The organism is Methylobacter sp., assembly GCF_036845245.1.
Lineage (GTDB): Bacteria > Pseudomonadota > Gammaproteobacteria > Methylococcales > Methylomonadaceae > Methylobacter_A.
The window spans coordinates 1-12,657 of sequence record NZ_DAIUEH010000049.1 but is presented as its reverse complement, the minus strand read 5'-3'; the positions used below and the strand labels follow the sequence as shown (position 1 = coordinate 12,657).

Here is a 12,657-nt window from a genome sequence, read left to right as displayed (position 1 = left end):
GTTTATTTATTATTGTTAAGGATGAGAGTGGATAAGTGTTGCCATTTTTCGCTGCGCATCAACTGCTCGCGGTTCATCTGCGGCTTGCCTTGCATCCTGCCCAGTCGTTGTTCCCTGATAGGGTCATGGGTTATCGGCAAAGCATCAAGCACCTGTTCGGCGGCGGTAGGATTGTTGCAAACCAGGATCATATCGCAGCCGGCAAGTTGAGCCAGCCGGGCGCGTTCCGGAAAGTCGCCGACCGATGCCGCACCTTCCATGCTCAGGTCGTCGCTGAACACGGTGCCGTTAAAATTTAATTCCTTGCGTAAAATCTGCTGTATCCAGAACGGCGAAAAACCGGCCGGATTCGGATCGATTTTCGGATAGACCACATGCGCCGGCATGATGCCTTCCAGACCTTCTTCGATCAGTTGTTTAAAAGGCGCCAAGTCTTTTACCCTGATGCTGTCCAGGTCTCTTTCATCTATAGGTAAAGTCAAGTGTGAGTCCAAAGCCACTGCGCCGTGTCCGGGGAAATGCTTGCCGGTTGCGGCCATGCCCGCCTCATTCATGCCTTTCCGGAATAAGCTTGAAAGACGTGTTGCAAGCGCCGGATCGGTTGAAAATGAACGGTTTCCGATGATTTCGCTAACGCCGCAATCAATATCCAGAACCGGCGCAAAGCTGAAGTCGACGCCGACAGCCAGTAATTCAGCGGCCATGAGCCAGCCTGCCGGTTCCGCCAACTCGGGGTTTTGCGCATAGCTTGATGCGGGCGGCAAGCGGGTGAAACCTTGCTGAAAGCGCTGTACTCTGCCGCCCTCCTGGTCGACGGCAATCATTATGTCGCCATTACGCGCGGCACGGATATGATTAATCAGCTCGGTCACTTGTTCGGGATTTTGGTAATTGCGCGAAAAAAGAATGACCGCCCCGGTGTTAGGATGATTTATTTTTTCTTTTTCAGCTTGTGTCAGGGTTAAGCCTGCAACATCGAGCATTATCGGGCCGATAGGGAGATGGGTTGTCATTGCCTTGTCAATATTGGATTCGTTTTAAAATTGATGGGGTTGGCCTTATACTAGACCATTATTTTCCAGTTACACGGAGTCTGTTATGCGTTTATGGGTTGTAGTACTAAGTCTTCTGTTCATGTCTGCCGCTGTTGCAAATGAGGGGGCAAAAGAATCGGAAGCAGAAGCCGGTGTAAAATATGTGGAAATGGCTCCTAAGTTTACCGTTAATTTGGCCGAACCAAAAAAATATTTGCTGGTAGATGTTCAACTATTGGTTGAAGGTGCGAACACTATTGCGGCGGTAAAAAAGCACATGCCTGCATTAAGGCATGAGCTAATCATGTTATATAGCGGCAGATCGTCTGAAGGATTGCAAACGATGGAACAGCGCGAAGCATTACGACATGAAACGACAGAGGTTATTCGTAAGACGCTGGAGAAAATGGAAAAAGGTGACAAAGGGCATGGCGCATCAGCCGAGAAAGAGCATGACGAGGACGGCAAGGACGCGCATGAAGAAGGTTTTAAAGAAGCTTATTTTACCGAGTTTTTGGTTGATTAAGATTTTTAAGGCATAAAACCTTGTGCCTGTGTTACATGCCCAACTGAGCTCTAACACGAGTTAAGTTATCCGCAATTTGCCTTTCGGTATAAGGAACGGCGTCAAACTTTCCCCAGACCGGCGCAGGCCATGCTTTATCGGCCTGATAGCGGACTATATGATGAATATGCAGTTGCGGAACCATATTGCCTATTGCAGCAATATTCATTTTGTCTGCTTTATAAAGTGCTGCCAGGTTTTCGGCAAGATAGCTGGATTCCTCGGTCAGCAACTCACGTTCAGTTTTACTTAGCTGATAAATTTCCTTCAGGTCACCTCGTTCCGGAACCAGTATAAACCAGGGATACTGGCTGTCATTCATCATTAATAATCGGCATAACTCAAAGCGGCCAATGGCTATGCAATCCTGTTCCAAGCGCGGGTGCAGCTGAAATGTCATGATCCTGTTTATCCTAAAAAAACTAAAAGCAAAGCTTGAAAATGGTTAAATAATCAGTTTAACTTAATATCCTGACTGAGAATATAACAACAATAACAGGAGGATAGTTTTATGTCTGCCCAAGCCCTTTCAGTTCAAGATATACCTAATGATAACCAATTGACCGTCTCGTTTCGGTTGTTGTTAGGGTTGTATGCAATCATTCCGTTGTGTTTATTGTTACAGTTATTTGATGGTTGGTTTTGGCATGGTTTCTTGCAGCAGAATCTACCGAGTAGTCCCAAGCAATTTTTATTGTTCCAAATCATTTTTGGAACGCCGCATATCGTCGCCAGTTCCATCTTGTTGGCGAGCAATACCGAATACCTGAAATTTTACAAGTTGAAAATTATGTTGATGACGGTCGCCATTGCCATCGTTTTCGGCATAGGCAGCTTGTTTATTCCCTATAAAGTGCTTTACGTAACGGTGGCCGCCTGGACCGTATACCACGTGCTCAAACAGCAACTGGGCGTAGGGCGTGGTTTGTATCGACTACCCGATTGGGTTTTTTATTTATTATTGTGGCTGAGCGTGACGGCGGGTCTTTTTGTTTACATCGGTATATTCCTGAAAAACAGCCTGGATTTACAACAACTGGAGTTTATCAAGCTTGTTTCGGGCAGTTTATGTATAGGGCTGATTTGCAGTGCGTTGCTGTGCGAGCGCTATGTGACCACGCAATCGGGTAGGTGTTTTTTGTGGTCCAACGTTTTATTGGTATTAAGCACGTTTTATCTTTTTGTTCAGCAGTATTATTTCCTCGCGATTTTGGTGCCAAGGCTGGTGCATGACACGACGGCCTATATTTTCTATGTGGTGCATGATTACAACAAGCACCATCGGCAACCGCAGAATTTCATCTACCGTTATGCGGCGCGCTGTCGTTTACCGGTTTTTATCGTCTTGCCCTTGTGTTCGTTTGCGCTGGCGTTTGTGTTGCAGTCATACGGGGACGGCATGGTCAATAGACTGACCGAGTTCTTTTTCGGTGTGGAGATTCATAAAGCGATTACCTTAGGCCTACTGGGCTATCTGGCGTTAATGCATTACTACACAGAAGCGTTTACCTGGAAGCAGGGCTCGCCTTATCGAAGGTTTATTGCGTTTTCGAAATAGCAATAATGGTGCCCGGATGGCGCGAATTGCTACCTAATAGGTTTTAAAAATTTACACCACGAAGACACGAAGGGCACGAAGTTTGTATTTCTTCATGTCCTTCGTGTCTTCGTGGTGAATTAATCTGACTGCTTATTTAATGTATGGCACCAGCTTTACTCAGCTCCTTAACCGCATCCGCAGTATGAAAAAACGCCTTGCCGGGTTGCAGTTGCCTGATAAAGTCGGTTTTTTCAAGCTTATCAAGTACTGGGCCTTTCGCTTCCGAGATATGCAAGGTTATTTGCGCTGCCTGCAAAGTATGATTGAGGTTTTCCAATACTTCCAGCGCTGTGGTGTCTATGTCGCTGACTGACGTAAAAATAAGCACAATATGCTTAATGTCCGGCTGCTGCCTCAATTCGGATTTGATGAAGTCCTCGATATAATTGATATTAGCAAACGTGATACATTCATCGACACGCAGCAATAGCAAGTGAAGCCACGTTTCTACGTTATGGCGTTTGATATTGCGGTAATGTTCAGTACCGGGTATGCGCCCAACCACGGCAATATGCGGTTGGCTTGTTTTCCGCAAGTGGCTGACCAGGGTCAGGATAATGCCCAAGGTGATGCCTTCTTCAATACCGTAAACTAAAACACCCAGCAAGGTGGCGAGTTCGGCGATGCCGTCGCCGCGGTCGTAACGCCACGTCAGGGCGATGTCCTTCAGTTTCACTAAAGGGGTGATGGCGGCCAAAATGATGGCGGCCAGTGCCGCTTTGGGAATGTTTTCAAACCACGGGCTAAAGAAAATGACCGCCAAGGCAAGAATGGCGGCGGCAATCAGCATCGCCATTTGAGTGCGCGCACCGGCAGCAAAATTGACCATCGTGCGGCTAAATCCGCCGGCCACCGGCATGCCTCCGGAAATAGCGGCAGATAGGTTGGCAATGCCCAGCGCGATCAATTCCTGATTGGGAGCGATTTTTTCGGCTCTTAAATTAGCGGTGACCTTGGCAATGGCTACGCTCTCGACATAGGCAATCAGCGTGATAAAAGCGGAATAGGGCAGCAATACATACCATTTTTCAATAGGAGAGAAATCGAAGATCAGCGCAGGTAAACCGGCCGGAACTTGGCCGACAACCGCGACATGGTGCTGTGCTGTCAAATCGAGATAACTGACGGCCAGGGTTGTCAGCATGATGGCCAATAAGGGTCCGCATTTACTGATTGCAGTGATGAGGGTAGGCTGCATGCCGATTTTCTTAAGAGCATGAATCAACGGTTTGCCGAAAAAAATCAGCAAGCCCAGCGCGGTGAGGCCGATTGCCAGAGTGACGGGGGCAATGCCTGAAAGATACTGGCCGTAGCAAATCGCATCAATACCGCACGACGGGGCTTTTAAGCCGAACAACTGCGGCAATTGATTGCCGATAATCAATAAAGATGCGCCGCTGGTAAAACCGGTCAGTACCGGATGACTGATGAAATTCACCAGTCCGCCCATGTGCAGCAGTGCCATCAGCAACATGATGATCCCGCTTTCTGCCGACAGAATCAGTGCACTTTGAACGGGATTGCCCAATGCACTGACTTCCGGTGCGGTTAAGGCGCCAGCGATCATAATGGCGGCAATCGATGCAGGTCCGACCGACAAGGTGCGACTGGTGCCGAACAGGGCATATATTATCGGCGGCAGGATGCTCGCATAAAGCCCAAGTTGCGGTGGTAAACCGGCCAGAATCGCATAGGCGATGCCTTGCGGAACCAGCAAAATAGCGGTAATAATCCCAGCGAATAAGTCGCTGTTAAATTCATGGCGAGAGTAGGATTTTAACCAGCCTACAATCGGAAATAACTGTGTTAATCGTGACGCGTTGTGATTTAAGAGAGTCATTTCAGTTTTGTGAGTTTTTTATTGGGTAAGACACAGTGAGGGATTGATCCGTGCAGATATTTTTAATGTTCATCAATGAACGGCTGAGGAACATTAAAAAATGACATCGCCGGGAAACATCCAGCTCGCCCTTTGGTAAAGAATATTAAGAACAACGGTTTAATAAAATCCAAGATTTTTTGTTAAATCATTGCGTCGTGCAGGGGCGGATGAATCCGCCCCTATAAATGCTCAAGTTATTTTGCGTGCGTTACTTATTAACGGGGGAACAAAGGTGCAGGATATGCCGGGACAAGAGGCGCATCCTGCTGTATTTCGTCGGATACATTATTCTTCATTCATAAACCGTTTGGCATAACTTTCCAAATGAGGAATATCAATGCGGTAACCTTTGAGCATCAAATGCCAATATAACCACGGAAAGCCGGTTGTTTTACCCCACCACCAGATAGCGCGGTTTTTTCTTGGGTCGAGTAAAGGGAAAGAAGGCGTTACTTTGCCGTCATAAGCAAACTCAGCCAGCATTACTGTACTCAGCGAGGTGGTTAACGGGCAGGAGCCATAGCCGTCATAGCCTCCTTCGAGATCCTTGCTGCTCTTCAAGTTAAGAATATTGTCAACCACGACCGGCACCTGCTTGCGCACTGCGGCCGCGGTTTTGGCATTCGGTGTTGATCCGGCATCGCCCAGGCCGAAAATATTGCTGTATTTGTTATGTTGCAGAGTGTTGGGATTGACATCAACCCAGCCTGCGGCATTGGCTAATGGGCTCTTCTTAATAAAGTCCGGCGCGCTTTGCGGCGGAGTGACATGAATCATGTCGAACGCTTTGGTGATCCGTTCCTTGTTGCCTTCGCTGTCGGTGGTTTCAAAAATGGCGATTTTGGCCGGGCCGTCAATAGCAACCAAATTATGGTTAAAATGGGTTTTAATACCGTAGTCGGCGACGACTTTGCTCAATGCTTTGGCGAAAAACGGTACGCCGAACAGGCCGGGCGTGGCGGTTAAGAACTCAATATTAAACTTGTCCAGCGTGCCTCTTTTACGGAAGCGATCCGCCGCCAAGTACATGATTTTTTGCGGCGCGCCTGCGCATTTGATCGGCATTGGCGGTTGGGTGAACAGCGCGGTGCCTTCCTTAATAGCCTGGATACATTCCCAGGTATATTCCACAGTCTCAGCGGAATAATTGCTGCATACATTGTTTTTGTTCAGCGTTTCTTTCAATCCTTCAATCTTATCCCAATCCAGTTGTAGGCCGGGGCAGACTACCAAGTAGTCGTAGCTAACCGTATCGCCGGAACGCAGGCTGACGCTGTTTTCATCCGGTTGAAAGGTTTCAGCATAATCTTTAATCCAGGTGACGCTCGGATGGATCAAGTCGGCTTCATTGCGTGTGGTTTCTTTTAAGGTATAAGCGCCGCCGCCGATGATAGTGAATCCCGGCTGGTAATAGTGGATTTCGGACGGTTCGACGATTGCAATATCAATGTCGGCGTTTTGGCGGCGCATATTGTTGGCAACGGAGACGCCGGCGGCGCCGCCCCCTATGATTAGCAAAGTATGGTGTTGGTTTGACATAAGTTCCTCTCAGGCGTGCGGTTAGTGGAAGATTTCGGTACACGACAAAAAAGTGTAAAGCAACATAATTTCTTTGTCATGTACGTAGTTTCACTATAAGTTAAGCGGCTTCTTTTTTAAGGCGCATCAGTGCAATCCCTACTTCACCGGATATGGTGGAAAAAGCAGAGCTGTTGCCCAACATTGTTTCCGCGTCGGCGTATTTTTTTGCATTGATGGCTGAGGCCACTTTTCCCGCTTCAACGTGAAACGCGGCGTGTTTAGTTAAAGTGATTGCATAACTCGGTAAACTGCTGCATTGAGTTTTACCTTCCCCATGCAGCCACTTGCCGAGTTCGCAACAATTGTCCTTGCCGATGGTTACGGCATCCATTTGTTCTTGTTTGGATATGGCGGTACGGAATTTAACTTTCCATTCCATATGTTTTTGGATTGCGCTGTCTATATTCATTATTTTTCTTCTTATGTCGCTTTATAGGCCGGATGCGCGGGAGCGCAATCCGGTGCTTTGCTGTCTGAATCAGGACGATTGGCTTTTTTTCCAGGCTTCAAATCCACCAGCCATAGACAGCACATTAGTGTACCCCAATTGCTGTAGGGTCTGCGCCGCCAATGCCGAGCGATTGCCCAGACGGCAGTATATGAGCACCGCTTTCGATTTGTCGGCCAGTTCGGGCATATTGCTGATTTTGAATTCCAGCATGCCGCGCGGCACCAATAGCGCCCCGTCAACGTGTCCAGCTGCGTATTCGCTTTCTTCGCGGGTATCGATCAGCACGATATTGCCTTCTGAGAGCAGCTGTTTCGATTTGGCGACGTCGATTTCAACGATGTGTTGCTTGGCAGCGGCTACCATATCTTCTGTTTTGGTCGTGACGCGGACCGGCAGCGTTTCGTCCCTGAGCGCTACGGCATCTTGGCGTTCATCTTCATCCAGGCCGCAATAACGGTTGGCGGGCACCGCCTCATCGATTAAACGGGGCTTGGGTAAGTTCAGGTTTTGCATGATTTCCATAAACTGCTCGCGAGACTTGCCTGCCAGACGCGGATTGGTTGTCCGTTCCTGCATGATGCTGCTTACCCAGCGCTGTTGGTAATCATGGCCCGGATAAACCAATGTTTCATCCGGCAGCGTGAACAAGCGTTGGGTAATGCAGTCATAAAGCGCTCCGGCATCTCCGCCCTGGAAATCGGTGCGGCCGCAGCCGCCGATCAATAAAGAGTCGCCGGTAAACAAACGGTCGCGCCATAAAAAGGAAATGCTGCCGCGGGTATGGCCCGGCGTGGCGATGACCTTGATTTGTTCGTCGCCTGCAAATTTAAAAATATCGCCGTCCTGAATTTGAATGTCGGCCGATTCAGCGCCGCACAATCCACTGACCGCGGTTTGCGCACCCAAGCGTTGGCGTAGCAAGCCGCTGGCGGTGATATGGTCGGCATGAACATGCGTTTCCAACGAATATTTCAGTTGCAGGCCGTGTGTTGCCAACAACTCAATATATTCATCGATATGGGTGTTGACCGGATCGATCAGGATCGCGTCCTTACTAACCGGATCAGCAATCAAGTAAGTGTAGGTCCAGGTTTCCTGATCGAATAATTGTTTAAATAGCATGATGTCTCTCCGGTTGAATTATGGATATATCTGTTAAAGCAAAGCCTGTGCCAAAAGATCAAGGTAAGGGTTGAAAGGCACGAGATAAGGGGCTGTAGCCAAGAAGAGTTCATTTTTGCTCTTTGTCTTGCGCCTTTTTTCTGTTTCATATATTGTTTCAATGGAACGCTTATTTGATTCAATGAGACATTTATGAAACAACTCTCCGAAACATTATCAGGTTGGCTGTCGCAACAGTCATTAGAGCCTTTACTTTTAACACTGCTCGATCTTTGCGATGTTGTAGGCCTTTATATTGTTGACCGTGATCAACAGGTCATTCACTGGAGCCAAGGTGCGGAGCAGTTATCGGGATTGAAAACCGCGGATGTTACAGGCAAGCCCTGTTTGCAAGAATACGCCATTGCCGATGACGGCGGCCATAAAAAACAACTCATAAAATCATTTCAAGCGGACGGCCAAAAAACCGGGCTGAACAAGATGACTCAGGTTTTGTATGACCGTGAAGGCTCTTTTGCCGGTGGCTTGGGCCTATTGCTGCCTGCTTCGGAGCCGCCGGTAAATGCGATTTTATCGAAAGAAGATTCTGAGCCTGGAAAACAGGGTTTTCAAGGCTTGTTAAGCCGCTCGCCAGCCATGCAGGCGGTATTCCAGATTATTCAAAATGCGGCGGAAACGGAAGCCACTGTATTGGTAAGAGGCGAGAGCGGTTCCGGCAAAGAACTGGTTGCCAAGGCCATCCACGATCTAAGCGCCCGCCGCAACGCGCCTTTTCTGGCGATCAATTGCGCGGCCTTGTCCAGTAGTTTGCTGGACAGCGAGTTGTTCGGCCACGTACGCGGCGCGTTTACCGGTGCGATCAAGGATCATAGCGGCTTATTCCAGCGTGCGCACGGCGGAACCCTGTTCCTGGACGAAGTGGCCGAGTTGCCGCTTGAATTACAGGCCAAGCTGCTTAGGGTTATTCAGGAAAGAAACTATATTCCGGTAGGCGGCGACCGTTCAATTGATGTCGATGTGCGCATCGTTGCCGCGACCCATCGTTCATTGCGGGAGGAAGTCAAGTTGGGGCGGTTTCGCGAAGATTTGATGTACCGGCTCAGGGTCGTGCCCATTTTTATTCCGCCGTTACGAGAGCGTAGGGAAGATATAAGCTTGCTGATCTGGCATTTTATCCAGCAGCATAATGCGGCCAATTTCAGGAAAATTGAAAAGATCGATCCGCAAGCCATGCGCGCTTTGCTGGATTACGCGTGGCCGGGTAATATCCGGGAGCTGCATAATGTGGTCGAATATGCTTTTGCGGTAGGCAGGGGCACCACCTTGCGCTGTTCGGAACTGCCGCCCGAGTTCAGGGAGGCGCGTGCCGTGGAGTCGCAACCGGCGCAGAATTCCGTGCCGCTGTCTGCGGCAGAAGAATCCGCCGCCATCCGCCAAGCGCTGGAGCAGAGCAATGACCGGGTTAGCCAGGCCGCTCGTTCACTGGGCATGAGCAGAGCGACATTCTGGCGTAAACGCAAGATGTATGGGATTTAAATAGTCTTCGTGCAGCTGTTAAACGCTATGATATGCTTGATACTTAAAAGCTATTTTCTTTTAATGAGGTGATTCATGTCCGCTGTTCTTACACCTACTCATTTCACCGCCGAAGATTATTTATCGTTGGAACGTAGTGCGACTTGTAAAAGCGAGTTTCACGATGGGCAAATTTATGCAATGACCGGCGCAAGCCGTGAACATAATCTGATAACAATTAATATTGCCGGCGAATTGAGAAGCCAACTCAAAAGGCGTCCTTGCGAGGCTTATGTCAGCGACATGCGTGTCAAGGCAGCCGAAGCGCGCAGCTACCATTATCCGGATATCGTTGTTGTCTGCGGTACACCGCAATTTGAAGATGCGCATGTGGATACCTTGCTCAATCCGACCTTGTTAATTGAAGTGCTGTCGCCTTCTACCGAAGCTTATGATCGAGGAGGCAAGTTTGCTCATTATCGTAAGATTCCGACATTGAACGAATATTTGTTGGTTGCCCAAGACCAGCCCAGTATCGAACGCTATCTGCGGCAGGGCGGCGCATGGGTATTAACGGAGGCTGTGGGGCTTGACGCTGACGTGCCGCTGGAAAGCATAGATTGCGTCCTTAGCTTGCGCGAGATTTACGACAAGGTGTTAAGTGGTGCGTAAAATTGCTGCATCTGAGGTAATGATCGTAGCGCGTGGCGGTTTGTCTCGGCTGCTTCCGAACCTTGACGCTTAGACCTTCCAGGTTTTAAAAATGTTGCCAGCTTTTAACATTGATTAAAGCTAATCAATTGCAGCTTCCTTCATTCCGTTTAGCCCCTAAGGATCTGCTATAAATAATTTCCATGAATTCCATGTAGGGGCGATTTTAATCGCCCTAGGCGAATGAATTCGCCCCTACAGGGCCATTTTCCAAGTTGGGAAGTTATTTCCAACCAAATCCTAATCTTTAACAAACGTCCGGTTTTTATTCCTGATCCATTCGCTCCACGATCCCGCGTAAAGCTTGGAGCCGGATAATCCTGCGTGTTCCATCGCCAGTAAGTTATGGCAGGCGGTGACGCCGGAACCGCAATAATGAACGACTTGTTGGGGTTCGGTAGCGCCGATCAGCTGTTTAAACTGTTTACGCAATTGTTCCGGCGCTAAAAACAGCCCGTTGCTATCCAGGTTTAATTGAAAGGCCCGGTTTAATGCATAAGGAATATGGCCTGCAACCGGATCGATAGGTTCTTGCTTGCCGCGATAGCGTTCGGGCGTTCTGGCGTCGATCAGGCAAATGGATTTTTTGGCGATACCGTTTTGCACTTGCAAAGCGCTAAGCCAAGCGGCTTCGTCCAGGTACGGCCGGAATATGACGGGCTTAACGATGGGCAAGGTTGTGGTGATCGGCAGGCCTTGTTTTTGCCATTGCTTGATGCCGCCATCTAATACCGCAACTTTGTCATGGCCCATGAAACGTAACAACCACCAGAGACGGCCTGCAAAAGCCCCGCCTGCATCGTCATAAGCCACCACTTGGCTGGTGTTGCTTATGCCCCAGTCGCCCAGTTTTTTCGCCAATAAAGCAAAGTTCGGCAAAGGATGGCGGCCGGTAAAATCGGTAATCGTCGAGGACAGGTCTTTATCCAGATCAGCGTAGCGGGCATTGGGAATATGTCCATGCCGATAGGCTTTGGCGCCGGCTTCGGTATCCGCTAAGGAAAACCGGCAGTCAACGATGATCCAGTTGGAATTGTTAAGCTGCTGATGGAGTGTTTCTGTGGAGATGAGCGTCGTGTAAGTCATGATTTTTATACCGTTAAGATGATTTTTCCGATGTGTTGACTGCTTTCCATGAGTTGATGGGCTAAGGCGGCGTTGGTCAGTGCAAAAGTTGAATATATAACCGGTTTGATTTTACCTGATGTTAACAAAGGCCAAACTTTTTCAAGCAGCTGGGCGGCAATGGCCGCTTTAAAGGCATCGTCCCTGGTTCTTAAAGTGGAGCCGGTGATAGTCAGCCGTTTAAGCATGACCGGCAACAGGTTTATTTCGGCTTTCGGGCCGCTTTGAATCGCGATTTGCACCAGCCGGGCATCATCGCTCATGCATTTTAAATTGCGCGGGAAATAGTCGCCGCCGATCATGTCCAGGATAACATCGACACCTTTGTTATCGGTAAGCCGCTTGATCTCTTCGACAAAGTCCTGTTCTTTGTAATTGATGGCGGCATCCGCGCCCAGTTGCAGGCAGAACTCGCATTTGGCGTTTGAGCCTGCGGTGACTATGACCTTGGCGTTAAACGCTTTGGCCAGTTGTATCGCCGTCGTGCCGATGCCGCTGGAGCCGCCATGTACCAGTAACGTTTCGCCGGGCTGCAAATGTGCGCGGTCGAACACATTGCTCCAGACGGTGAAAAAAGTTTCCGGTAATGCTGCGGCTTCGGTAAAAGACAAGCTTTCCGGCACGGGTAAGCAAAGCGCCGCCGAAGCTAGGCAAAATTCGGCATAACCTCCGCCAGTCACCAGTGCGCAGACCCTGTCGCCTTCATGTAAATGGCTGATGTCGCTTCCCAAGGCAATAATGGTCCCTGCAACTTCAAGCCCCGGAATGTCGGAAGCGCCGGATGGGGGCGGATATAGGCCTTTGCGTTGCATAACGTCGGGACGGTTGACGCCGGAGGCGGCGACTTTAATTAATACTTGATTAGCCGATGGCGTTGGGACGGTGCGTTGAGTCGGCTTTAAATCGCCGTTGTCGATTTCAATGGCAATCATTTGTTCGGGAAGCTGCATAGTTACCACGTTAATAAACTGAGTTACGGTTATTATATGCCGCAGTTATTGATATGCTAACTTTAATAACTGATGTTACGCACTCGCCCCCCAAAAGGCGTATTATTCTGGAATGGATAAA

At 49.0% G+C, this 12,657-nt stretch carries 12 protein-coding genes; 4 read left to right on the top strand and 8 right to left on the bottom strand.

Features of this window, described 5'->3' with window-relative positions:
- Nucleotides 1–2 precede the first annotated feature (2 nt).
- Complete coding sequence (gene nagZ, locus V7051_RS18945) at nt 3–1,013, bottom strand: beta-N-acetylhexosaminidase (RefSeq protein ID WP_333877684.1); 1,011 nt, start codon at nt 1,011–1,013, stop codon at nt 3–5.
- Between the two features lie 85 nt (nt 1,014–1,098).
- On the opposite strand from nagZ, the gene V7051_RS18940 reads away from it, so the two are divergent.
- Nucleotides 1,099–1,560 (top strand): flagellar basal body-associated FliL family protein, encoded by a 462-nt coding sequence (locus V7051_RS18940; RefSeq protein ID WP_333877682.1) that lies wholly within the window; start codon nt 1,099–1,101, stop codon nt 1,558–1,560.
- A gap of 31 nt (nt 1,561–1,591) precedes the next feature.
- On the opposite strand, the gene V7051_RS18935 is transcribed toward V7051_RS18940, so the two are convergent.
- Nucleotides 1,592–1,999, bottom strand: a complete 408-nt coding sequence (locus V7051_RS18935) for an HIT domain-containing protein (protein ID WP_333877681.1) — start codon at nt 1,997–1,999, stop codon at nt 1,592–1,594.
- 111 nt (nt 2,000–2,110) lie between these two features.
- On the opposite strand from V7051_RS18935, the gene V7051_RS18930 reads away from it, so the two are divergent.
- Nucleotides 2,111–3,157, top strand: coding sequence for a hypothetical protein (locus V7051_RS18930; RefSeq protein ID WP_333877679.1), 1,047 nt, complete (start codon nt 2,111–2,113; stop codon nt 3,155–3,157).
- A gap of 136 nt (nt 3,158–3,293) precedes the next feature.
- Here the strand turns inward: V7051_RS18930 and V7051_RS18925 are convergent, their stop codons facing one another.
- The 4 genes from V7051_RS18925 to V7051_RS18910 all read right to left on the bottom strand — a co-directional run bounded on the left by V7051_RS18925 (nt 3,294) and on the right by V7051_RS18910 (nt 8,235).
- Nucleotides 3,294–5,039 (bottom strand): SulP family inorganic anion transporter, encoded by a 1,746-nt coding sequence (locus tag V7051_RS18925; RefSeq protein WP_333877677.1) that lies wholly within the window; start codon nt 5,037–5,039, stop codon nt 3,294–3,296.
- 327 nt (nt 5,040–5,366) lie between these two features.
- Nucleotides 5,367–6,620 (bottom strand): NAD(P)/FAD-dependent oxidoreductase, encoded by a 1,254-nt coding sequence (locus V7051_RS18920; protein WP_333877675.1) that lies wholly within the window; start codon nt 6,618–6,620, stop codon nt 5,367–5,369.
- Between the two features lie 100 nt (nt 6,621–6,720).
- A complete protein-coding gene (locus V7051_RS18915) occupies nt 6,721–7,071 on the bottom strand; it encodes a CZB domain-containing protein (RefSeq protein WP_333877673.1) in 351 nt (116 codons plus the stop codon).
- A 69-nt stretch (nt 7,072–7,140) separates the two neighbouring features.
- The gene (locus V7051_RS18910; protein WP_333877671.1) at nt 7,141–8,235 is read right to left on the bottom strand and encodes an MBL fold metallo-hydrolase; all 1,095 of its coding nucleotides are present in this window, start codon (nt 8,233–8,235) and stop codon (nt 7,141–7,143) included.
- Between the two features lie 192 nt (nt 8,236–8,427).
- Between V7051_RS18910 and V7051_RS18905 the strand changes: the two genes are divergently transcribed.
- Nucleotides 8,428–9,771: a sigma-54 interaction domain-containing protein gene (locus V7051_RS18905; protein ID WP_333877669.1), complete on the top strand. Its 1,344-nt coding sequence runs from the start codon at nt 8,428–8,430 to the stop codon at nt 9,769–9,771.
- A gap of 75 nt (nt 9,772–9,846) precedes the next feature.
- The gene (locus V7051_RS18900) at nt 9,847–10,422 is read left to right on the top strand and encodes a Uma2 family endonuclease (protein ID WP_333877667.1); all 576 of its coding nucleotides are present in this window, start codon (nt 9,847–9,849) and stop codon (nt 10,420–10,422) included.
- Nucleotides 10,423–10,701: 279 nt separating this feature from the next.
- Here V7051_RS18900 and V7051_RS18895 read toward each other — a convergent pair whose 3' ends face one another.
- Together V7051_RS18895 and V7051_RS18890 are read right to left on the bottom strand one after the other, a co-directional pair.
- Nucleotides 10,702–11,547, bottom strand: coding sequence for a sulfurtransferase (locus V7051_RS18895; protein ID WP_333877665.1), 846 nt, complete (start codon nt 11,545–11,547; stop codon nt 10,702–10,704).
- A gap of 5 nt (nt 11,548–11,552) precedes the next feature.
- Complete coding sequence (locus tag V7051_RS18890) at nt 11,553–12,518, bottom strand: NAD(P)H-quinone oxidoreductase (RefSeq protein WP_442919679.1); 966 nt, start codon at nt 12,516–12,518, stop codon at nt 11,553–11,555.
- Nucleotides 12,519–12,657 lie beyond the last annotated feature (139 nt).

Bases quoted from the DNA above. Each gene is read 5' to 3' on its own strand.
- V7051_RS18915 (WP_333877673.1), bottom strand. From the start codon at position 7,071: ATGAATATAGACAGCGCAATCCAAAAACATATGGAATGGAAAGTTAAA.
- V7051_RS18895 (WP_333877665.1), bottom strand. From the start codon at position 11,547: ATGACTTACACGACGCTCATCTCCACAGAAACACTCCATCAGCAGCTT.
- V7051_RS18930 (WP_333877679.1), top strand. From the start codon at position 2,111: ATGTCTGCCCAAGCCCTTTCAGTTCAAGATATACCTAATGATAACCAA.
- V7051_RS18890 (WP_442919679.1), bottom strand. From the start codon at position 12,518: ATGATTGCCATTGAAATCGACAACGGCGATTTAAAGCCGACTCAACGC.
- nagZ (WP_333877684.1), bottom strand. From the start codon at position 1,013: ATGACAACCCATCTCCCTATCGGCCCGATAATGCTCGATGTTGCAGGC.
- V7051_RS18940 (WP_333877682.1), top strand. From the start codon at position 1,099: ATGCGTTTATGGGTTGTAGTACTAAGTCTTCTGTTCATGTCTGCCGCT.
- V7051_RS18900 (WP_333877667.1), top strand. From the start codon at position 9,847: ATGTCCGCTGTTCTTACACCTACTCATTTCACCGCCGAAGATTATTTA.
- V7051_RS18925 (WP_333877677.1), bottom strand. From the start codon at position 5,039: ATGACTCTCTTAAATCACAACGCGTCACGATTAACACAGTTATTTCCG.
- V7051_RS18905 (WP_333877669.1), top strand. From the start codon at position 8,428: ATGAAACAACTCTCCGAAACATTATCAGGTTGGCTGTCGCAACAGTCA.
- V7051_RS18935 (WP_333877681.1), bottom strand. From the start codon at position 1,999: ATGACATTTCAGCTGCACCCGCGCTTGGAACAGGATTGCATAGCCATT.
- V7051_RS18910 (WP_333877671.1), bottom strand. From the start codon at position 8,235: ATGCTATTTAAACAATTATTCGATCAGGAAACCTGGACCTACACTTAC.
- V7051_RS18920 (WP_333877675.1), bottom strand. From the start codon at position 6,620: ATGTCAAACCAACACCATACTTTGCTAATCATAGGGGGCGGCGCCGCC.